The 19,353-nt window shown below is 65.9% G+C and carries 18 protein-coding genes and 1 tRNA gene; 10 read left to right on the top strand and 9 right to left on the bottom strand.

The features are described from left to right. Positions 1 to 4: 4 nt before the first annotated feature. From J2W36_RS03605 to J2W36_RS03595, 3 genes are all read left to right on the top strand, one after another. Positions 5 to 1,585 carry a phospholipase D family protein gene (locus tag J2W36_RS03605; RefSeq protein WP_307688295.1) on the top strand — a complete coding sequence of 527 codons (1,581 nt, stop codon included), beginning with the start codon at positions 5 to 7 and terminating at the stop codon, positions 1,583 to 1,585. Between the two features lie 200 nt (positions 1,586 to 1,785). Then, on the top strand, positions 1,786 to 2,763 hold the full coding sequence (locus J2W36_RS03600; RefSeq protein ID WP_307688294.1) for a TRAP transporter substrate-binding protein: 978 nt from the start codon (positions 1,786 to 1,788) through the stop codon (positions 2,761 to 2,763). Next, the gene (locus J2W36_RS03595; RefSeq protein ID WP_307688292.1) at positions 2,760 to 5,813 is read left to right on the top strand and encodes a bifunctional diguanylate cyclase/phosphodiesterase; all 3,054 of its coding nucleotides are present in this window, start codon (positions 2,760 to 2,762) and stop codon (positions 5,811 to 5,813) included. Before J2W36_RS03600 ends, J2W36_RS03595 begins: the two co-directional genes overlap by 4 nt. Before the next feature lie 56 nt (positions 5,814 to 5,869). Here the strand turns inward: J2W36_RS03595 and J2W36_RS03590 are convergent, their stop codons facing one another. The 5 genes from J2W36_RS03590 to J2W36_RS03570 form a co-directional block, all read right to left on the bottom strand. Then, on the bottom strand, positions 5,870 to 7,045 hold the full coding sequence (locus J2W36_RS03590; RefSeq protein ID WP_307688291.1) for a GAD-like domain-containing protein: 1,176 nt from the start codon (positions 7,043 to 7,045) through the stop codon (positions 5,870 to 5,872). Between the two features lie 151 nt (positions 7,046 to 7,196). After that, complete coding sequence (locus J2W36_RS03585) at positions 7,197 to 7,949, bottom strand: IclR family transcriptional regulator (RefSeq protein ID WP_307688290.1); 753 nt, start codon at positions 7,947 to 7,949, stop codon at positions 7,197 to 7,199. 99 nt (positions 7,950 to 8,048) lie between these two features. Continuing rightward, positions 8,049 to 8,897, bottom strand: a complete 849-nt coding sequence (locus J2W36_RS03580) for a fumarylacetoacetate hydrolase family protein (RefSeq protein ID WP_307688289.1) — start codon at positions 8,895 to 8,897, stop codon at positions 8,049 to 8,051. A gap of 37 nt (positions 8,898 to 8,934) precedes the next feature. Next, positions 8,935 to 10,440, bottom strand: coding sequence for a bifunctional 3-(3-hydroxy-phenyl)propionate/3-hydroxycinnamic acid hydroxylase MhpA (mhpA, locus tag J2W36_RS03575; protein ID WP_307688288.1), 1,506 nt, complete (start codon positions 10,438 to 10,440; stop codon positions 8,935 to 8,937). Then, the gene (locus J2W36_RS03570; RefSeq protein ID WP_307688287.1) at positions 10,433 to 11,005 is read right to left on the bottom strand and encodes a VOC family protein; all 573 of its coding nucleotides are present in this window, start codon (positions 11,003 to 11,005) and stop codon (positions 10,433 to 10,435) included. The genes mhpA and J2W36_RS03570 overlap by 8 nt, the downstream gene beginning before the upstream one ends. A gap of 144 nt (positions 11,006 to 11,149) precedes the next feature. Here J2W36_RS03570 and J2W36_RS03565 point away from each other — a divergent pair, with 144 nt between their 5' ends. After that, entirely contained in the window at positions 11,150 to 12,124 is a 975-nt protein-coding gene (locus J2W36_RS03565) for a Bug family tripartite tricarboxylate transporter substrate binding protein (RefSeq protein ID WP_307688286.1), read from the top strand. A 32-nt stretch (positions 12,125 to 12,156) separates the two neighbouring features. Next, on the top strand, positions 12,157 to 12,693 hold the full coding sequence (locus J2W36_RS03560) for a carboxymuconolactone decarboxylase family protein (RefSeq protein ID WP_307688285.1): 537 nt from the start codon (positions 12,157 to 12,159) through the stop codon (positions 12,691 to 12,693). A gap of 6 nt (positions 12,694 to 12,699) precedes the next feature. Here J2W36_RS03560 and J2W36_RS03555 read toward each other — a convergent pair whose 3' ends face one another. Next, positions 12,700 to 13,617 (bottom strand): LysR substrate-binding domain-containing protein, encoded by a 918-nt coding sequence (locus tag J2W36_RS03555; protein ID WP_307688434.1) that lies wholly within the window; start codon positions 13,615 to 13,617, stop codon positions 12,700 to 12,702. Positions 13,618 to 13,866: 249 nt separating this feature from the next. Between J2W36_RS03555 and J2W36_RS03550 the strand changes: the two genes are divergently transcribed. Genes J2W36_RS03550 through J2W36_RS03530 form a run of 5 tightly spaced genes read left to right on the top strand, consistent with a single transcriptional unit; the run spans position 13,867 to position 18,079 of the window. After that, entirely contained in the window at positions 13,867 to 14,574 is a 708-nt protein-coding gene (locus J2W36_RS03550) for an ABC transporter permease (RefSeq protein WP_370869252.1), read from the top strand. Then, a complete protein-coding gene (locus J2W36_RS03545; RefSeq protein WP_307688283.1) occupies positions 14,571 to 15,599 on the top strand; it encodes an ABC transporter ATP-binding protein in 1,029 nt (342 codons plus the stop codon). The genes J2W36_RS03550 and J2W36_RS03545 overlap by 4 nt, the downstream gene beginning before the upstream one ends. Positions 15,600 to 15,651: 52 nt before the next feature. Beyond that, a complete protein-coding gene (locus J2W36_RS03540; protein WP_307688282.1) occupies positions 15,652 to 16,731 on the top strand; it encodes an extracellular solute-binding protein in 1,080 nt (359 codons plus the stop codon). A gap of 3 nt (positions 16,732 to 16,734) precedes the next feature. After that, on the top strand, positions 16,735 to 17,556 hold the full coding sequence (locus J2W36_RS03535; RefSeq protein ID WP_307688281.1) for an ABC transporter permease: 822 nt from the start codon (positions 16,735 to 16,737) through the stop codon (positions 17,554 to 17,556). After that, complete coding sequence (locus J2W36_RS03530; protein ID WP_307688280.1) at positions 17,507 to 18,079, top strand: TIGR00725 family protein; 573 nt, start codon at positions 17,507 to 17,509, stop codon at positions 18,077 to 18,079. Before J2W36_RS03535 ends, J2W36_RS03530 begins: the two co-directional genes overlap by 50 nt. Before the next feature lie 116 nt (positions 18,080 to 18,195). On the opposite strand, the gene J2W36_RS03525 is transcribed toward J2W36_RS03530, so the two are convergent. The 3 genes from J2W36_RS03525 to J2W36_RS03515 all read right to left on the bottom strand — a co-directional run bounded on the left by J2W36_RS03525 (position 18,196) and on the right by J2W36_RS03515 (position 19,347). Beyond that, complete coding sequence (locus J2W36_RS03525) at positions 18,196 to 18,324, bottom strand: YHYH domain-containing protein (protein ID WP_307688279.1); 129 nt, start codon at positions 18,322 to 18,324, stop codon at positions 18,196 to 18,198. A 180-nt stretch (positions 18,325 to 18,504) separates the two neighbouring features. Beyond that, positions 18,505 to 18,592: transfer RNA gene (locus tag J2W36_RS03520), tRNA-Ser, on the bottom strand. A 41-nt stretch (positions 18,593 to 18,633) separates the two neighbouring features. Further along, on the bottom strand, positions 18,634 to 19,347 hold the full coding sequence (locus tag J2W36_RS03515) for a TetR/AcrR family transcriptional regulator (RefSeq protein WP_307688278.1): 714 nt from the start codon (positions 19,345 to 19,347) through the stop codon (positions 18,634 to 18,636). Between the last annotated feature and the right edge of the window lie 6 nt (positions 19,348 to 19,353).

Genomic DNA, 19,353 nt, shown 5'->3' with positions numbered 1-19,353 from the left:
TTTCATGCTGTTGCGCCGTTCGAACGCGCTGATGTTGCGCTGCGCCGCCCTGTTGCTGGCATGTCTGCTGGCCGCCTGTGCAGGGCTTCCGCCGCGCGTTGTCGACCAGCCCATACGCTCGATCCCGCCGTCGCTGGACAACGAGATTGGCCGCGTGGCCGCCAGCCTGGACACGACGCATGACGGTTTTTCGGGCGTGCGCCCTCTCGTGCAGGCGAGCTTCGCGCTCGACGCACGGCTGGAACTGATTCGACGCGCGCAGGTCTCCATCGACCTGCAGACCTACCTGTTGGGCAACGACAAGACCGGCCGCCTGGTCTTGCGCGAACTGCGCGATGCGGCCCGGCGTGGTGTACGCGTGCGGTTGCTGCTCGACGATTTCTACACCGGCCCGATCGAACCGCTGCTGCTCGCGCTGTCGAGTGAGCCGAATGTCGAGGTGCGACTCTTCAATCCGTTCGTGAACGGCCGCGAGCACTCGCTGACCCGCTGGATCGACTTCTTCGCCGACTTCCGGCGCCTGAACCACCGCATGCACAACAAGCTGTTCGTCGCCGACGGCGCCATGGCCATCGCGGGCGGGCGCAACCTGGCGGACGAGTACTTCCTGCGCAGCGAAGGCGCGAACTTCATCGACTTCGAGCTGCTCATGGCCGGGCCGGTGGTTCCCGAGCTGGAATCGATCTTCGATATCTATTGGAACAGCGAGGTCGTCTATCCGCTGGACCGCCTGGCCAGCCGCTTGGGTCGCAACGACGACCTGCAAGACGACTTCGAGCACGCCACGTCCGAGGAGCTCACGCCGCTGCCCGACCCGACACCCGAAACCGACATGTTCGGCGACCCGCCCCTGGGCCGGCAGATGGACAGCGGCAATCTGCCGTGGATCCGCGGCGTTGCCGAGGCCTTGGCCGACACGCCCTACAAAGCCTTCGGACGCGGCGCTTACGCAGCGGCGTCGCTGGCGCAACGTACGCAGGAAAAGCTCGCCGAGGCCCGCGTGGAGGTCAACATCGTCTCGCCTTATTTCATTCCCGGCGAGGCGGGCATTGCGCGCCTGCGTACCGCCCGCGAGCGGGGCGTGCGCGTGAGCGTGGTCACCAACTCCCTGGCCGACAGTGACGAGCCGCTGGTGAACATCAACTACAACCGCTATCGCGTCGAGTTGCTGCAGGCCGGCGTCGAATTGCTGGAGATGAGCACCACGCAACTCAAACGCAGCGGCCAGATGCGAAGGCTGCTGCGCCAGGCGCGCGGCCGGTTGCACGCGAAGCTGGCGCTGATCGATCGTCGCCAGGTACTGCTCGGCTCGATGAACCTCGACCCGCGCTCCGACCTCATCAACACCGAACTGGGCGTGCGGGTGGACAGCTTCGAACTCGCGCACGCCCTGATCTATGCCTATCAAATGGACCACGTGGAAGGCGTCTACCGCGTGCGCCTGAAACCCGATGGCCAGAGCGTGCAATGGGTGGGCACCGGCGACGTCCAGAATCAGGTGCTCGACGACGAGCCCGACTCCAGTTTGCTCACCCGTTTGCAGCTGCTTTTGTTCTCCTGGTTTGTGCCTACCGATCAACTTTGAAAACGAAGCTTTTCACATTGCCCGAGGTCTGCGCAGTTTCTACATTTATTCACTAAATTTGGGTGCCTGCGGCTCGCGCGGGGATCGGGACTAATGGTAAAAATCTGAAACGAAATTATTCAGAATTAGGCACTCCTTTGACTTACATCGTTGCGCTTCTGTTGTTCGTGGCAACACTCTGCAACGCTCAGACACTCCCCATGCAGCGCTTGCGGATCGTGGGCGGTCTTGCAGGGGTGAACCAGTACACCAAGCATGAAGAACAATTCTGGACCAAGGATCTTCCCCGCCTGAGCGATGGCCGGTTCAGCGCGAGCATCGTGCCTTTCGACCGCGCTGGCGTGCCGGGCCAGGAAATGCTCAACCTCATGCGGCTGGGTGTCATTCCCTTCGGCACCGCGCTGCTCAGTCAGATTTCGGTGCAATACCCCGAACTCGGCACGCCCGACATGGCAGGCCTCAACCCTGATGTCGCCACTTTGCGCCGCACGGTTGCCGCATTTCGCCCGTATCTGGAACAGAACCTGCGCGAGCGCTACGGCGCAGAATTGCTGGCCATCTACATCTACCCGGCCCAGGCCATCTTCTGCGCCAAGCCGCTGCACAGTCTGGCGGACCTGGCGGGACGGCGTATTCGCGTTTCCAGCGCCACGCAGGCCGATTTCGTGATGGCGGTGAACGGTACGCCGGTCACCACCGAGTTCTCGGAGCTGATGTCCAACATGAACTCCGGCAACATCGAGTGTGCGATCACCGGCACCATGTCCGGTTACTCGCTGGGTCTCAACGAGATCACGCACTATCTCTACACCATGCCCTTGAGCTGGGGGCTGGCCGTCTTCGCGGCCAACCGGGAGGTCTGGACCACATTGCCCCCCGACCTGCGCGCACTTTTGCGCCAGGAACTGCCCAAGCTGGAGCGGGCCGTGTGGGCCGAGTCCGAGCGAGAGACCGGCGCTGGCGTGGCCTGCAATACCGGTGCGGCTGCATGCAGCAGGCCCCGCAAGAACGCCATGACCGCGGTGAGCCCGACCTTGCAGGACGAGGCCCGGCGCAAGGAAATTTTCGCCACCCGGGTGCTCCCGGCCTGGGTGCAGCGCTGTGGACCGATCTGCGCACGTGTCTGGGACGACACGGTCGGCCCGGTCATCGGACTTCGGGCACCGGCCGTCCAGTGAAACCTCGTCTTCCTCGCCGCGCCACGGCGATCATCTACGGCGTCGCCGCGCTGTTCGTCATCACTGTGGCTGCAGTGGCAGCCACCATTGTCTGGGACACCCATCAGAAGACGATTGCAGACAACGAGAGCCAGGCAGTGCGGTTCGTCGCCGGTTCGGAGGCCGCGCTCAACCGCAGTCTCTTGAGCATTGACATCCTGCTGGCCGGCGCCGGTGAGCTGCTGCGCGATTCCACCGCAACCAGCGTGGAACGCGATGCCATCCAGCCCGAGGTGTACATGCTGATGGACGGCGTGGTGCGCCAGAACCTGCTGGTGCGCTACGTGGCCTTCGTCGATTCGACGGGTGGGGTACTGGCATCGTCGGACCGCCGCGGTCGACACATCCAGATGTCGCTGCCGCCGACTTTCGTCAGCGACATCCTGGCGCAGCCCGTGTCCAGCCTGGCGATCAGCGCGCCGGTGTCCAGCTATGCCAGCGCCCAGAAAGTGCTGTACTTCGCGCGGGCCGTATTGCTGGCAGATGGCAGCCGCGTGGTGGCCGTGGGCGAGGTGCAGTTGTCACTGCTCGCCACGATCATGACGCAGGGTGCCGGCATCAGGGGCCTTGAAGTCACGCTCGAACGCGACGGTGGGCCCCTGCTGGCCAGCATGCCACCGCGTGATGATCTCTCGGGGCGCAGCATCCTGCCGCCGCTGCACGAGCAAACCAGCGACGGCCGCCCCACCCGCATGGCTGCGCGCCTGAGCGGTCAACCAGCCATCGTCGTGGCACGGCCCACGCTGCATCGCAACCTGATCATCGTTGCCAGCATCCCGCTGGCGTCCGCGCTGGCCGACTGGCGCCGCGAGCGCGACCTGATCGTCAGCACGACGCTGGTCTTCTGGCTGATGATTCTGTCGGTGGCCCGCTTCACCCAGCTCCAGTTGCGTCGGCAATGGCAGGCGCGCGTCGCGCTGATCCGTTCCAAGGCCACGCTGGACCAGGCGCTCGAATCCATGGTCGACGGCTTCGTGCTGCTCGACCCGCAGGACCGCGTGCTGACATGGAACCGGCGATTCCTCGATCTGTTTCCATGGGCCGCTCCGTATACCAAGCCGCTGGCGCCCTTTCGCCGGATCGTCGAGGAAACGGCAAAGTTCGTGTCGGTCGAAGGCGGACCGGATCGCCGCAACGAATGGCTCGAAGCGACCATGGTGCAGTTCGAGCGCGCGCAAAGCGAGCAGGAAACCGTCATGCCCGGGGGCCAGGTGCTGCGAGCCACGCGCAGCCGCACACCCGACGGAGGCACGGTCTGTGTCTACCAGGACATTACCGAGAAGCGCCGCCACACCGCCGCCATCATCGAGAGCAAGGCGCAACTGCAGGCCACGTTCGATGCACTGCCGGATCTGCTGCTGGAAGTCGGCCTGGACGGCCGCTGCCACAGCTACCATTCGCCGCGCGTGCCGCTGTCGGCCATCGAGGTCGAAGATCCGGTGGGCCGCCTCCTGCCCGAATTGCTGCCGCCGGAGGCCGCCGCTGAAGTGATGGCAGCCCTGCGCGAAGCCTATGCAAGCGGCTACTCGCGGGGCCGCCAGTTCGAGCGGCGCGGCAACCGTGCCAAGGCCTGGTTCGAAATATCGATCTCCCGCAAGCTGGTGGGCGACGGCTCCGATGCGCGCTTCATCGTCATCCTGCGCAACATCACCGAGAGCAAGCTGGCAGCGCGCGAGATCGAGCATCTCGCGTTCTACGACATCCTCACCGGCCTGCCCAACCGCCGCCTGCTGCTCGACCGCCTGCAACAGGCCATCGGGCTGAACGCGCGGCGCTCGCGCCAGGGGGCACTGCTCTTTCTGGACTTGGACAATTTCAAGACACTCAACGACGCCCTCGGTCACGACATGGGCGATGTGATGCTCAAGCAGGTGGCCAGCCGCCTGAAGGAGTGCGTGCGCGAAGGCGACACCGTAGCGCGCCTGGGTGGCGACGAATTCGTCGTGATGCTGGAAGACCTGAGCGAGCAGAACGTGATCGCCACCTCGCAGACCGAGGCCATGGGCGCGGCCATCCTGGCGACGCTGAACCAGCCCTACCAGTTGGGCTCGCAGCAGCACCACAGCACCTGCAGCATTGGCGTGGCGCTGTTCAACGCCGAACACCGATCCATGGAAGACCTGCTCAAGCAGGCGGACATCGCCATGTACTACGCCAAGACGGCGGGCGGCAACGCGTTGCGCTTTTTCGAGGCAGGCATGCAGACCACCATCACTGCACGCGCCACGCTGGAGAACGAGCTGCATGCAGCCATTGCCAGCGACCAGTTCGTGCTGCACTACCAGAGCCAGGTCACGGCCGACGACGAAGTCGTGGGGGCCGAGGTGCTCATCCGGTGGCAGCACCCGACGCGCGGCCTCCTGCAACCAATGGAGTTCATCGACGTCGCCGAGGACACAGGCCTCATCATCCCGATGGGCCTGTGGGTGCTGGAGGCCGCGTGCAGGCAATTGCAGCTCTGGGCACCGCATCCGAGCCTGCACCGGCTCACACTGGCCGTGAACGTGAGCGCGCGCCAGTTTCGCAAGGACGACTTCGTCGATCAGGTGCAAAAGGTGCTGGTGCGCACTGGCGCCAACCCGAGCAAGCTCAAGCTCGAACTCACCGAAAGCCTGCTGCAGGACAAGGTTGCCGACACGATCGTCAAGATGAATGCGCTCGCAGGGCTGGGCATCCGGTTTTCGATGGACGACTTCGGCACCGGCTATTCATCGCTGTCGTACATGACGCAGTTGCCGCTCGACCAGATCAAGGTCGACAAGTTCTTCGTGCACAGCATCGGCCTGAATCCGAAGGTCGAGCTGATCATCCAGACCATCATCGGCATGGCGCGCAACCTCGATCTGGAAATCGTCGCCGAAGGCGTCGAAACCCAGGGGCAACGCAGCTTCCTTGAAAAGCATGGCTGCCGGATATGCCAGGGCTACATGTTCGGACGGCCGCAGCCGGTCGCGGCGTTCGAGCGAGCGATGAAAAGCGGACTGCGCGCGACCACTGTGCCGCGGGACTGAAGGCGCTGTGTCGCCTATCCGGCCTATGTGGCTTCACTGCGCATCCGGCCGGGCCTTCAGTCGCATTGATCAATTCCCCCGCGGCTTCGAAGCGGAGCGACATCGATCAACGCCTGAAGCTCCAATGGCAAATGCGCAAACGCGGGCGCCGCCCGGCCATCGCTGGGCTCATCGGGCCACTCGTCTTCCAACGCGACCTGGCTGAAGTAATACTCGCTGCGCCCCATGAGATTGCGACCGCCGATCGCGGCTGCAAGGCCGGCCAACTCATCCGCTCGCAGCAGAAAATTCGTTCCACCCGAATGCATGACGACCAGTCGGTTGTCATTGGCGTCGCTCCCTAGCGAATCCTTGCGCAAGGCGATGTCGAGCTCTACGATTTCATCGCCATGGGAACTGCGGGCCATCGCGTAGCGCCCGCTGTAGAGGCGTTTCTCGATGCGCTCGAACGTCTTGTGATGGATGCGCCAGAAGAGCAACTGGTACCGACCGTCGGGTTGCAGCGCCAGCAGTCGGTACCAGTCGATATAGGACGAGAGATACAGGCCGACCCAATGCTGGCCTCTCGTGATGTCCTTGAACAAGGGGTGATATTCAACCGGAAGCGCATCAGCGACGGTGGTGGGCTCCGCCGCTTTCGCTGGAGGTGGGTCGACGGCCTCGCGAAGGCGACGGTGCATCTCAAGTGCATCCACCTTCGCACTGCGCAGCATTTGCATGGACAACAGCATTTCATCGACTTCATAGACCTCGCCGTTCACCAGTGCGCCGCATTGCTGGCGAGCGGACTGGGCCAATGCAGGCGAGACGATCTCTTCAAGCAGTTCCTGTTTGCAAAGGACCTGATTGAAGAATTCATCCAGGCTCCAGGCCAGTTCACCTGTCTTCTTCGACACGGGATCGATGAACGCGACATCCTCATCCACAGGTGTCAGCTTTCGATAGTAAAGAAGCACGCCCAAGGGTGTCAGCGCAATCGGGATGCGTCGCACGGCGTCGGGTGGCGAGATGATCCATCGGTCGAGAACGGGTTGCCACAGGCGGGGGTCAATCAGCGCAAGCTGCTGGTCACCATAGAACCCCAGCCCCTTTCGCCGCCACAAGTCGAGAAGGCTCGGGGGAAGAATGCCGTCATAAGCGCGGATCAGCTCGCGGGAAGCGGGAACACACTGCCGCGAAGGCGGATGTGTCTTGACGAAATCTTGAAGAATCAGGCGCCGAAAAAAGACCATTCAATCACTCCGTTCATCAGGAGCATCGGCCCCTTCTGCCCGTCACTCGCCCAGCGCGAGCAGTTCATTCTTTCACATCCACCGAATGTCCAATGGGCGATGAACCTCCGCGACCACGTTTCCGTTGGCTGCAAGGACTCGGCAAAGATCTTCAGGCGAGGCGCGCGGACAGCCGTTGGGCCGCTGCGGTCACAAGCCCGACGAGCTTGTGGGTGTCCACGATCGACAGGCGCTGGATGTCCAGAACGACAGAAATCGCGCCCCAGGTACCGCCTTCGCCCTTGAGGATGGGCGCGGCAACAGCGGCGAGCTGCGGCTCCAGTTCGCCGACCGACAGGTAAAAGCCTGCGTTGCGGATCGCGGCGAAGTACCGCCGGAACGCGGGCCACTCTGCTGGCAGGCCGTTGCGCACGAGCTCGTCGCGCCGCGCATCGAACAGTTTGTGCAGCTGCGGCGGCGTGAACTGCGCCAGGATCACCTTGGGCGCTGCGCCCTGGAACAAAGGGCGTGGCCGTCCGCGGCCATAGGCCAGCATGGTCGGAACACCGCCCGTCTCGCGGTGCGTGTCGAGCACCTGGTCACCGAAGAGGCCCGAGGCCACGCAGTCGAAGCCGGTCGCCTGCACCAGCTCGCGCATGATCGGAATGCCCTCCCGCAGCACCGGGTCGGCCTTGCGGATGTAGTGGTCGAGCACGATGATGCGCGGCCCCAGCGTGTAGTGCGAGTTCTCAGCGCGCTGCAGCAGGCCGGCTTCCACCAGCAATCGCACGTAGCGGTAGGCCGTCGGCAAGGAAACGTCCAGCGCACCGGCGATGTCGTCGGTGGTCCGGGCCAGCACCGTGTCGTCGAACAAGTCCAGCACATCCAGCATTCGCCCCAGGCTCGAGACCGATTTTTCCGTCACGCTGCGTCGCTCCGATCGTTGAAAGGCGCCGGCGCACCTGCGCCGGCGAGCTCCGACGATAGCCGCTCCGGGACGTGCCGGAGGGGCGCCGGACGCGCGTCACTCTGCGCGGACGCCGTTGCGCAGGATGCCGATGGCGTCGACCTCGACCTCGACCACGTCGCCGGCCTTCATCCAGACCGGTGGTGTGCGCTTGGCGCCGACACCGCCGGGCGTGCCCGTGACGATCACGTCGCCCGGTGCCAGCGGCATGAACGCCGAGATGTGCGCGATCTGCCGGGGGATGCTGTGGATCAGCTTGTCGGTGGTGGTGCGCTGCATCTCCTGGCCGTTGAGCCGGGTCACGAGCGTCATCACGCGGTCGTCCGCGATCTCGTCGCGCGTGACCATCCACGGGCCGAAACCACCGGTGCGCCAGAAGTTCTTGCCGGCCGTCCACTGCGGCGTCGCGGTCTGCCAGTCGCGGATGCTGCCGTCGTTGTAGCAGGCGTAGCCGGCAATGTGGCCCCATGCATCGGCTTCGGCGATGCGGCGCCCGCCGGTGCTGATCACGATGGCGATCTCGCCTTCGTAGTCGAGGCGGCTGGATTCGGGCGGCAGCACGATGTCCTCGCCATGCGCGACCTGCGACTCCGCCACGCGCAGGAACAGCGTGGGCTTCTCGGTGATTTCGCGGCCGGTCTCGCGCACGTGGTCGCCGTAGTTGAGGCCAACACAGACGATCTTGCCAGGGTTGGGGATGACGGGCAGCAATGCCACATCGGTGAGCGCCAGCGTTTCGGTGGTGGCGGCGGCCGCCTTCGCGGCCTCGCCGAGCAGGTCGGCGGCAATGAGCGATTTCAGGTCGGCCGCGCGCGCGCCAAACACGGCCCGCAGATCGACGACGCGGTCGCCCTGAAGTGCGCCATAGCTGTTCTGGTTCTGATAGCGATAGGAGATGAGTTTCATGGATGACTCGGGTTGGAAGGGAGGAGGAACAAAGGGGTCACGACAAGACGGGCAGGTGCTGCGAGATGCGGTCGAGCTCTGCGGCCGTGTTGGCTACGCCGGCGATGTAGCGGTCCGGCCGCAGCACCACCGCCTGCGCGGCGTTGAGTTCGAGCCAACGCGAGATCGCGGCGCCGGGCCGGTCGATCACGACCGCGCCAGCATCGCGCCAGCGCGCGCCGGTGGCACTGTCCACCGAGGCGAGGATGCCTTGGTGGCCAATGACGGCACTGCGCGTGCCGAGCAGTTCGTCCAGCAGCCGGCCGTCGTCGAGCCGCGGTTGAGGGAACGGCCGGCCGACGGGTGCGCCTTGTGCGCTGTCGAGGGCGCCCTCCCCAAGCGTGGGTGCCGGAAACTCGAAGATCTCCGGCTGGCCCGCACGAAAGCGCGCGTCACGTTCCGCGGCTTCGATCGGGTCGGTGGTCTGGATGATGTTGCCGAGCCGGACCGCCAGTTCGATGAACGCGCGGACGTGCGGCAGCCGTTCGCTCGCATAGGTGTCGAGCAAGGCATCGGGTGCGTTGCCGCGCAGCACGGCTTCGAGTTTCCATGCCAGGTTGGCGGCATCGCGAATGCCTGCGCACATGCCCTGGCCCAGGAAGGGCGGCGTCTGGTGGCAGGCATCGCCGGCCAGGAGCAGCCGGCCCTTGCGCCAGACATCGGCGATGACCGACTGGAAGGTGTAGATCACCGCGCGCTCCATGCGCGCATCGGTCGGCGTGATCCAGGGCGCGACCATGCGCCAGAGGTTGTCCGGGTGCACCAGTGCGGCCTTGTCGTCACCCGGCAGGATCATGATCTCCCAGCGCCGGCGCGCACCGACCACGTTGCAGTAGGTCATGGGCCGGACCGGGTCGCAGTACTGCACGGTGTAGGCAGGCAGATCGACCTCACGTTCGAGCACGGCGTCGAACACCAGCCATGGCTGGCGCAGGCCGAGGTCGTGCATCGTGCTGCCCATCGCAGCGCGCACCGGCGAGCGCGCGCCATCGCAGCCGATGACATAGCGCGCCCGGGCGGTGCGATCGACGCCGTGCTCAAGATCGCGCACAGCCAGCGCCACGCCATCGCCCCCATCATCGAAGGCGATGGCCTCATGGCGCAGCAACACACGGACATTGGCAAAGCGGCGCACGCCTTCGCGCAAGACCGCTTCGAGCTCGGGCTGGTGGAAGTAGTAGTTGCTCGCGCAGCCATGCGGGCCGAGTTCGGCGGTGCCGCCACGGATGAGCAGTGTCTCACCAGCGGCATTGACGAAGTGCATGCCCTGCGTGCCGGGGCGCGACACGGCCTCGACCGCCTGCCGCAGGCCGACGCTCTGGAACACGCGCATCACCTCGCCATCGAAGTGGATCGCGCGGGGCATCGGGTAGATGCCAGCCTCCTTCTCGATCACCAGCACCGAAAGACCGGCCTGCCCCAGCAGGTTGGCCAGCATCGCACCGGTCGGGCCGAAGCCGACGATCGCGACATCGACAAGGGTGTCTTGGACGCGATCAGCCACGCTGGTCCTCCGCCATGCGCCGCGCGACCTCGGCCTGCCAGTCCTCGCGCTTCATGAACTTGGGCAGGCGCGTCGCGATGGCTTCTGCGCGCGCCATGATCTGTTCGTCGCTCTCGCTGAAGTCGATCGGCTCGCGCAGGGGCTGGTCGCAGTACCACGGCGTATCGAGGAACAGTTCGAGCCGGTTGCCCTCCGGGTCGCGGCAGTAGATGGAGATCGCGTTGCCGTGCGTCACCGGATGCATGTCGGTCGCGCCATGCGCGAGCAGGTGGTCGTGGAAGTCGCGCAGGGTCGGCAGGTCGGGCACGCGGAACGAGATCTGGTTGACCACGTTGAAGGCCATGTCCGCCGGGCGGCCCGTGGCCAACACGATCTGGTGGTGCTCGGCCGGGTCGCGGCTCAGGAAGACAAGCTGCGTCGTTCCCAGGTCGCCGAAGTCGGTCTGCGTGAAGCGCAGCGCCTCCTTGTAGAAGCGCGCGACCTTCGACAGGTCCGTCACGTAGAGCCCGATGTGGCTGAACTGGAGTCCGCCCGCGCCCATGGCGGTCCGACTTGATTTTTCCATCCCGCTGTCTCCTTGAGAAGTCACGCCTCGATCGGGCGTCGAACAGCGCTGAATATTATCTTGATTATCTTATTTTGACAATTTCATTGTTTAATCATTAACATAAGGACAGAACAAAACAAGCGTTTATCACCAGGAGACACCATGAGCACCTTGAAGAAATGGATATCGATCGGCGTCTGCGGCGTCGCGGCCCTCATCCCGCTGAGCGGGGTGGCGCAGAACTACCCCAGCAAACCGGTGCGGATCATTGCCCCGTTCCCGCCGGGCAGCGGCCCCGATACCAATGCGCGGGAGATCGCGGCGGAGCTGACGAAGATCCTCGGTCAGAGCTTCTTTGTCGAGAACCGGCCGGGCGCGTCGAACATCATCGGCACCGAGGTCGCCGCGAAGGCGCCGGCCGACGGCTACTCGCTCTACATCGGGACCACGAGTTCACTCTCGGTGGTGCCGCACCTGTACTCGAAGCTGCCCTTCAATGCAGAGAAGGACTTCGCGCCGATCAGCCTGCTGGGCGTGCTCAACACCGGCCTGATCGCCCACCCTGCCCTGCCCGCGAACGATGCGCGCAGCCTGATCGCGGCACTCAAGGCCAAACCCGATTCGGTGACGGTCGCCACGGCAGGCATCGGCAGCTACTCCCACCTGTCGGCCGTGTGGTTCAACAGTTCGGCGGGCGTTGCGACCAACCTTGTGCCGTACAACAGCACCAGCCCCTACACCGACCTGATGGCCGGCCAAGTGCAGGCGATGTTCGACGGCCTGCCTGCCGCCGCCGGGGGTATCCGCGCCGGCCGACTGAAGCTGCTGGCCCTTACCGGCAGCAAGCGCCACCCGAGCTTTCCAGACGTGCCCACCTTCGCAGAGGCAGGGCTGCCCGACTACGCGCCCATCGCCTGGCAAGGCATTCTTGCGCCGGCCGGCACGCCCAAACCGATCCTCGACAAGCTCAGTGCCGCGATGCAGAAGGCCTGCCAGTCCGAAGAGCTCGCGAAAAAGTGGCGCGACTACGGCGGCGAACTGCGCTGCAACACGCCGGCAGAGTTCGCTGCCTTCATCAGCGCCGACCGGCAGATGTGGGGCAAGGTGATCAAGCAGGCGAACATCAGGCTGGATTGATGCACCATCGGCGCTTGATCGAGGAAACCCCAATGGCCCAGATTCCCTACGCCGATATTTCCGCACCCGCCGTGCAACCGCTCGTCAAGCGCATCGCAGCGGAGCGTGGCTCCGTGCTCCATCTGTACCAGATGCTGCTGCACAGCGTGCCGCTGACCGAAGGCTGGCTCGGTCTGCTGACGGCGGTGCGCCAGAAGTTCAGTCTCGACGGCGCGATTCGCGAGCTGGTGATCATGCGCGTCGCGGTCCTCAATGGCGCGCAGTACGAGGCAGACCAGCACGCGCCGATTGCGCTCAAGGAAGGCATCACGCAGGCACAGATCGATGCGCTGGACGATTGGCGCCACAGCGGCCTTTTCGACGATCTGCAGCGCGCGGCATTGCAGCTGACCGACACGATGACGCGCGATGTCCACGTACCAGGCGAACAGCTGGATGCCGTCCGACGCCACCTGGACGACGCAACGACAGTGGAGCTCGTGGCCACCATCGCGGCTTACAACATGGTGTCGCGCTTCCTGGAGGCGCTCGGCATTCACTCAGGGGATACGCCCGTGGGGCCAGCCTGAAGGGGTTCAGCCGCGAACCTCGGTCCCGCGCGATTGCGCCCCTTGCTCCAGCAGCCAGGTGCGGAAAGCATCGAACCCGGGCATCGTCAGCCGGTCGGGCCGATAGCACAGGTAGTGACCCTGATCGACCATGACGGGAGCACCGCAAGGCATGACGAGCACGCCCTCGGCCAGCTCGCCCTCGACCAGGATGCGTGGCACCAGCCCGACGCCCAGGCCGTTGACCGCCGCCTGAATCAGCGAGGCGTACTGCGCAAAACGCGGCCCTGACAGGGTGTGGTTCTCGGCCATGTCGTGCTGCGATGCCCATTGGCGCCATGCCGTGGGCGCGCCTTCATGATGCAGCAGCGTGTGGCCGATCAGATCAGGGGGCTGCACGATGCGGTGCCGGTCTTCCACGAGTGTGCGTGCGGCGATCAGCACGAATTCGCGACCGGCGATGTATTCGGACACCACGCCGGGCCAGCCGTCGGTCCCGTAGCGGATGGCGGCGTCCACCCCGGGGGGAATGCCGTCGGTGGGCTCCAGGTGGCGGCTGAAGCTCAGCGTGACCTGCCGGCTCTTCTGGCTGAAGGCCGGCAGCCGCGGGATCAGCCATTTGGTGAGGAAGGTCGGTACGCTCGCCAGCGTGAGCAGCCCGGCGCCGGCATTGCCCGAACGGGCCTCGAAGGTCGCGGTCTCGATGGCACGCAGGCCACTGGCGATCTTCTGCCAGTAGACGCGGCCTTGCGGGGTGAGCCGCACACCGCGCCCATTGCGCTGAACCAGTTCGCGTCCACCCAGAAAAGCTTCCAGTCCCGCGATCTGCTTGCTGACCGCACTGACGGTGATGCACAGCGCACCGGCGGCCAGCGTGATGCTCTCGTGCCGCGCGACGGCGTCGAAGGCCAGCAGTTCCTGAATGGTCGGGCAGTCGCGCTTCACGTGATGCCCACGCAGGTCCACATGAAAGTGCGATGACAAACACTTTCCAATTGCTCAATAGACGTCATCCAATATTCACCCATCTCAGGCGCCTCTCTTCCTAGAATTTGCATGGTCGGTGTTGGCGAGAAGGTCAACACTGGCGCAGCCGGAAAGTATGCCGGCATTCACGGGATAACGGAGACATCATTGATTCGCGGCGTCGCCCTGGTCTACGGGCTTTACCTGTTGCTTCCGATCGTCCTGCTGATGGTGGGCAGCGCCGGCGACAGCTGGACCAACACCCTGCTGCCGACCGGCCTGACCGGCCGCTGGTATGTCGAACTGTGGCAGGACCCATCGTTCCGCAAGGCCTTCGTCAACAGCCTCGTCGTGGCGCTGGCCGCCTGCGTCATCAACACCCTGCTGGCCATGCCGCTGGCCTATGCGCTGTACCACGGCGCACGCCGCGGCGGCAGCCTGACCGCGCGCATCGTGAGCGCCATGCCGATCGCTGTGCCGACCATCACCCTGGGCTTCGGCTACATCATCGTCTTCAACAGCGACTTGCTGCCCTGGCTCGGCTCGATGCCGCTGCTGATCGCCGCGCATGCCATCTACACGCTGCCTTACCTCACGAACACGCTGCTGACCGACCTGCGTCACCTCGGGCTCGAGCGGCTGGAGCAGGCGGCCGCGACGCTGGGTGCGTCGAACTGGCAGCAGTTCACCAGCGTCGTGCTGCCCAGCCTGCGCCAGAGCCTGATCAGCGGGCTGGTGATGGTCGCGGCGCTGTCGGTCGGCGAGTTCGGCCTGTCGAACCTGCTGACCAGCTTCCAGAACCGGACCTACCCGGTGGTGCTGTTGCAGGCCTTCTACGGCGCCACAGGCTTCGCCTGCGCGGCCACCGTGATCCTGCTGCTGCTCGCGGGCGCCTCGGCGCTCCTGTCCTCTTCCCTCGTCAAGACCCGTTCATGAGCCTCGTCCTCGATCACGTCAGCTACAGCTACCCCGGCACCACGCAGGGCCTGCACGACCTCTCGCTGGACGTGCGCACCGGCGAACTGGTCGCGGTCATCGGGCCGAGCGGCTCGGGCAAGTCGACCCTGCTCAAGCTGGTCTCCGGGCTGGAGACCGGCCACACCGGGCGCATCGCGCTCGACGGCGAAGACCTGTCGCGCACACCGGTGCACCAGCGCCACATCGGCATGGTGTTCCAAAGCTATGCGCTGTTCCCGCACCTTAATGTGCTCGACAACGTGGCCTACGGCCTCAAGCTGCGCAAGGTGCCGGCCGCCGAGCGACATCGGCGCGCCCAGGAACTGCTCGACGTGGTGGGCCTCGGCGACTACGCGCGACGTGCCGTCGCTCAACTGTCGGGCGGGCAGCAGCAGCGCGTCGCCCTGGCCCGCGCGCTGGCCATCGACCCGCGTGCGCTGCTGCTCGACGAGCCGCTGTCCGCCCTCGACGCCAGCGTGCGCGGCCACCTGCGCGACCAGATCCGCGCGATCCAGCAGCGCTTCAACGCCACCACGCTGCTGGTCACGCACGACCAGGAAGAAGCCCTCACCATGGCCGACCGCGTGGCCGTGATGCAGGACGGGCGGCTGCTGCAGATCGCCACCCCGCGCGATCTCTACGAACATCCGGCCAGCCGTGCGGTCGCGCAATTCGTCGGCCTGTCGACCTTGCTGCCGGGCACCGTGTCCGCCAGCGATCGCGTGAACCTCGGCTTCGCGGAGCTGGCCGCGCCGACCGGCGCGCGCACGCCCGGCACTGCCGTGCACGTGCTGATCCGTCCCGAACACATCGAGGCCGACCCGCCGGTGGGCAGCGTCAACCGCCTCGCGGGACGCACCGGTGCGCAGCGCTACCTCGGCGCCCTCACCCGCTACGACTTCGAGGTCGCCGGCGCCGGCGCGCCCTTCCTTGCCGAATCGGCCTGGCCGGCGCGCGAGGCGATCGGCATCGCGCCCGCGCATGTGCGGCTGCTGGACGACTGATCCGGCCCCGCATCGATCCTTTTCCCACTCATCGCACCCAAGGAGTTTCTCCATGCAACGCAGACATCTGATCCAGGCCGCAGGCGCGTTCCCGCTGGCCACGCTCGCAGCACGCACCGCCTTCGCCTTCGACGGCCCCGAGCTCTACGCCGGGGAGAAGGCGCTCTATGCCGAAGCCCAGAAGGAAGGCCTGTGCGTCTCCTTCGACACCGGCCCCGAATGGGCCAACTGGAAGTCGCTGTTCCGCGACTTCAAGAAGCGCTACCCCGAAATCGAGCTCACCTACAACGACATCGGCTCGGCCGCCACCGTGGTCGCACTGGACAAGACACGCCGCCGCCCGCAGGCCGACACGGCCTACTACTTCGCCGCCTCCGCCGTCGACGCGGTGAAGAAGGACGTGGTCGCGCCTTTCAAGCCCGTCAACTTGGACAAGCTGCCGCCGGTGTTCCGCGAGGCCGAGGGCCGCTGGTTCACCATCCACACGCTGAACATCGCCTTCCTGGTCAACAAGAAGCTGGTGAAGAACACGCCCACCGGCTGGGCCGACCTGCTCAAGCCGGAGTTCAAGAGCTCGGTGGTGTACCTCGACCCGCGCTCCACCGGCATTGGCCAGGTGCTGACCTTCGCCGCGGCCTATGCCAACGGCGGCGATGTCGACAACGTCAAGCCCGGCACCGACTACCTGGGCAAACTGCATGCGACCGGCAACGTGCTGCGCGTGGAAGGCACCACGCCGTACGCCAAGTTCCTCAAGGGCGAGATCCCCGTGTGGATCAGCTACGAGAACGACGGACTCAAGGCCAAGCACGTCGACGGCATGGGCGATGCGGTCGAGGTCGTGATCCCCAAGGAGGCGAGCGTCGCGGCGCCCTATGCCATCAGCCTGGTGAAGAACGGACCGAACCCGAACGCCGGCAAGCTGTGGCTCAACTTCATCATGAGCGAGGCCGGCCAGTCGCTGTTCGCGCAGGGCTTCGTGCGCCCGTCCGTGCCCGGCATCACGCTGTCGGCCGACGTCGCCGCCAAGATGCCGCCGGCGCCGCAGGTCCGGCCGCTCGACGTGGTGAAGGCGTCGGAACGCAAGGCCGAGCTCGACCAGCTCTGGGCGCAGGCGACGGTGGGCAAGTAGGCCATGCGGCGTTTCGGTGCCTGGCCCGCCTGGGTCTTCATGGCGCTGTTCTTCGCGGCGCCGCTGGCGGCCCTGCTGCCCGAGGCCTTCGCGGACGGCGGTAGCGCCTTCGGGCGGCTGTTCGGCCAGCCACTGTTCCTTGGCGCGCTGCGCAACACGCTGCTGCTGGGGCTGGCGGCGGGCACGGTGTCGGCCGTCGTGGGCACCTGCATCGCGATCGAGCTCGCGCGGCAGCCTGCGCACCGGCGCCAGTGGATGATGACGCTGCTGGGCCTGCCGCTGGCCTTCTCCGGCCTCGTGATCGCCTACGGCTTCATCCTCGCCTTCGGGCGCGCCGGCTTCGTGACCCAGCTGCTCGCGGGCCTGGGCGCCGACCCGGCCGTGATCGGCAGCTGGATCTACAGCGTGACGGGCCTGGGCTTCGCCTACGCCTACTACCTGATCCCGCGTGTGGCGCTGTCGTTGTACCCGGTGTTCGCCAACCTGGACCTGCGGCCGGCGCTGGCGGCCCGCACGCTGGGCGCCTCGCGTGCGCGGGCGTTCTGGGACACCGTGGTGCCCGAGGTCGCGCCTTCCGTGCTGGCCAGCGGCTGCATCGTGGCCGCTCTGGCGATGGGCACCTATGGCACGGCGCTGGCGCTGGTCGGGACGCAACTGAACATCCTGCCGCTGATGCTGCTCGCGCAGGTCAGCGACGGCGGGTCGGATTTTCCGGTGGCATCGGCGCTGTCGCTGGTGCTGATGGTGGTGTGTGTGATCGTGATGGGAGTGGGTGATGTCGTTACACGCAGGCGTGAACGCGGTGCCGTCGGCGCCGGTCATTGAGGCGCTCGCGCGCCTGGCGGAAAAGCAGAAGCGTGCCGATCGGCATCGGCGGCCGGTCTCGGTGATCGGGCCGGGCGACGGCGGAGAACGCGAGTGCGACGCGGCGCGCACCGTCGCCTATCACCTCGCTGGCGCCGGCATGGCCGTGATCTGCGGTGGCCGGGGCGGCGTGATGGCCGCTGCCGCGCGCGGTGCGACGGAGGCCGGCGGCATCGCCATCGGCATCCTGCCGGAAGAGGACGACCGCAACGCCAACGAATGGCTCAGCGTCGCCGTGTCGACGGGCATGGGCGAACTTCGCAACGGCATCGTCGCGCGCAGCGGCGTCTGCCTGGTGGCCATCGGCGGCAACATGGGCACGCTGTCGGAGATGGCGATGGGCCTGAAATGGGGCACGCCGGTGTTCGTGCTCCACGGCGACGTCGCGCTTCCCGGCGCCGTGGCGGCTAAGGATGTGGATGACTTGCTGGGGAAGGTGGTGGGTTGCCTGTTGATGCCGTCGGTCGGGCCTCTGCTGGGGTAGGCATGACACCGCAAAAAAGCGATGCGTCTTCAGGCGTTTCAGAAATCGCTGGCACGCCCCCTCTAGCGTTCACGGTCAGTCTGAAACGGCGCCCATTGCGCTTCGCGTCTCCCATCTCAATGGCAATGCGTGCCGCCGTTTTTGTGGTCACGATGGCAACCGTTCTTGTCGGTACCTCCGGAATGGGCGAGCGCCCCGCAACTCATGCATATCGCTGCTATCAGCACCGCCATCTTCTTCGTCATGTGTCTCCTCGGTGGGTGGAGGTCGAAGTGTGGTGCCGGGGTCGAGTGACTGAACGAGGGTTTGCGAGCGCCCTCCCATGATCGTGGGATGAAAGGGCCACTGTCAGGTGCCGGGTCGCTGCGCTGCGCGGCGCGAGCAGGATCTGTCAGGCCGCGAGGCGTATTGAAGGACAAGCCAAGTGGCGGAGACTGTGAGATTCGAACTCACGGACGGTTTCCCGTCGGCAGTTTTCAAGACTGCTGGTTTAAACCACTCACCCAAATCTCCTGGTGGCCTGGCCGCTTGCGCTGGAGGCCAGGAGCCGTATTTTAGACGCTCTGCGCGCCCGTCCCCACGCCGGGCCTATCGAAAGCTGTGCCGTTGGCCAGCGGCGCCCACCCCCGCAGCATCAGGTCGACGATGTCTTCGGCCCAGGCGCGGCGTTCGGCGCCGCCGGCCAAGGGCTTGGAGATGAAAAAGCGCACGCCGCCGAAGGCGAGCGTGGAGAGTTGCACGGCGGCCAGCTCGGGCGACGGCACGTGCAGTCTTCCGCTTCGGTGCGCCTCGGCCAGGTAGGCGACCACCGGGGCGAGCACGTAGTGGTTCTCGGCGTAGAGCGACTTGGCGAGTTCGGGGAAACGCACCGCCTCGGCGATCACCAGGCGCAGCAAGGCCAGCGTTGCCGGCTCGGTGGCCGACAGGTACATGCGCTCGACCAGGTCGAGCAGCGCGCTGCGGACGTCGGCGTTGTCGCGCACCAGCGTGGCCTGCATGGTGGCGCGCGCGTTCTGCACGGCGCGGTGCACCACCTCGTGGAAGAGCGCTTCCTTGTTCTCGTACTGCCGGTAGATGGTGATCTTCGCCACGCCTGCATCGCGCGCCACCGCCTCGATGCTGGTGGCGGCATAGCCGCGTTCGAGAAAGGACTGGAGCGCGGCGCTCAGGAGCGCCTCGCGCAGTTCGGCGGCCTGCTCCGCGTTGGGCCGGCCGCGCGCACGCCGCGGCGACGGCAGGGGGAGGTCCGGCGGTGCGGCTGGCTGCATGGTGAT

The organism is Variovorax ginsengisoli (assembly GCF_030811835.1).
Lineage (GTDB): Bacteria > Pseudomonadota > Gammaproteobacteria > Burkholderiales > Burkholderiaceae_C > Variovorax > Variovorax ginsengisoli_C.
The sequence above is the reverse complement of the archived record's forward strand: the minus strand, read 5'-3'. Positions and strand labels throughout refer to the sequence as shown.

Coding starts and splice junctions, on each gene's coding strand:
- J2W36_RS03605 (WP_307688295.1), top strand. CDS start 5: ATGCTGTTGCGCCGTTCGAACGCGCTGATGTTGCGCTGCGCCGCCCTG.
- J2W36_RS03600 (WP_307688294.1), top strand. CDS start 1,786: ATGCAGCGCTTGCGGATCGTGGGCGGTCTTGCAGGGGTGAACCAGTAC.
- J2W36_RS03590 (WP_307688291.1), bottom strand. CDS start 7,045: ATGGTCTTTTTTCGGCGCCTGATTCTTCAAGATTTCGTCAAGACACAT.
- J2W36_RS03580 (WP_307688289.1), bottom strand. CDS start 8,897: ATGAAACTCATCTCCTATCGCTATCAGAACCAGAACAGCTATGGCGCA.
- J2W36_RS03570 (WP_307688287.1), bottom strand. CDS start 11,005: ATGGAAAAATCAAGTCGGACCGCCATGGGCGCGGGCGGACTCCAGTTC.
- J2W36_RS03565 (WP_307688286.1), top strand. CDS start 11,150: ATGAGCACCTTGAAGAAATGGATATCGATCGGCGTCTGCGGCGTCGCG.
- J2W36_RS03560 (WP_307688285.1), top strand. CDS start 12,157: ATGGCCCAGATTCCCTACGCCGATATTTCCGCACCCGCCGTGCAACCG.
- J2W36_RS03550 (WP_370869252.1), top strand. CDS start 13,867: ATGGTGGGCAGCGCCGGCGACAGCTGGACCAACACCCTGCTGCCGACC.
- J2W36_RS03545 (WP_307688283.1), top strand. CDS start 14,571: ATGAGCCTCGTCCTCGATCACGTCAGCTACAGCTACCCCGGCACCACG.
- J2W36_RS03540 (WP_307688282.1), top strand. CDS start 15,652: ATGCAACGCAGACATCTGATCCAGGCCGCAGGCGCGTTCCCGCTGGCC.
- J2W36_RS03535 (WP_307688281.1), top strand. CDS start 16,735: ATGCGGCGTTTCGGTGCCTGGCCCGCCTGGGTCTTCATGGCGCTGTTC.
- J2W36_RS03530 (WP_307688280.1), top strand. CDS start 17,507: ATGTCGTTACACGCAGGCGTGAACGCGGTGCCGTCGGCGCCGGTCATT.
- J2W36_RS03525 (WP_307688279.1), bottom strand. CDS start 18,324: ATGACGAAGAAGATGGCGGTGCTGATAGCAGCGATATGCATGAGTTGC.
- J2W36_RS03515 (WP_307688278.1), bottom strand. CDS start 19,347: ATGCAGCCAGCCGCACCGCCGGACCTCCCCCTGCCGTCGCCGCGGCGT.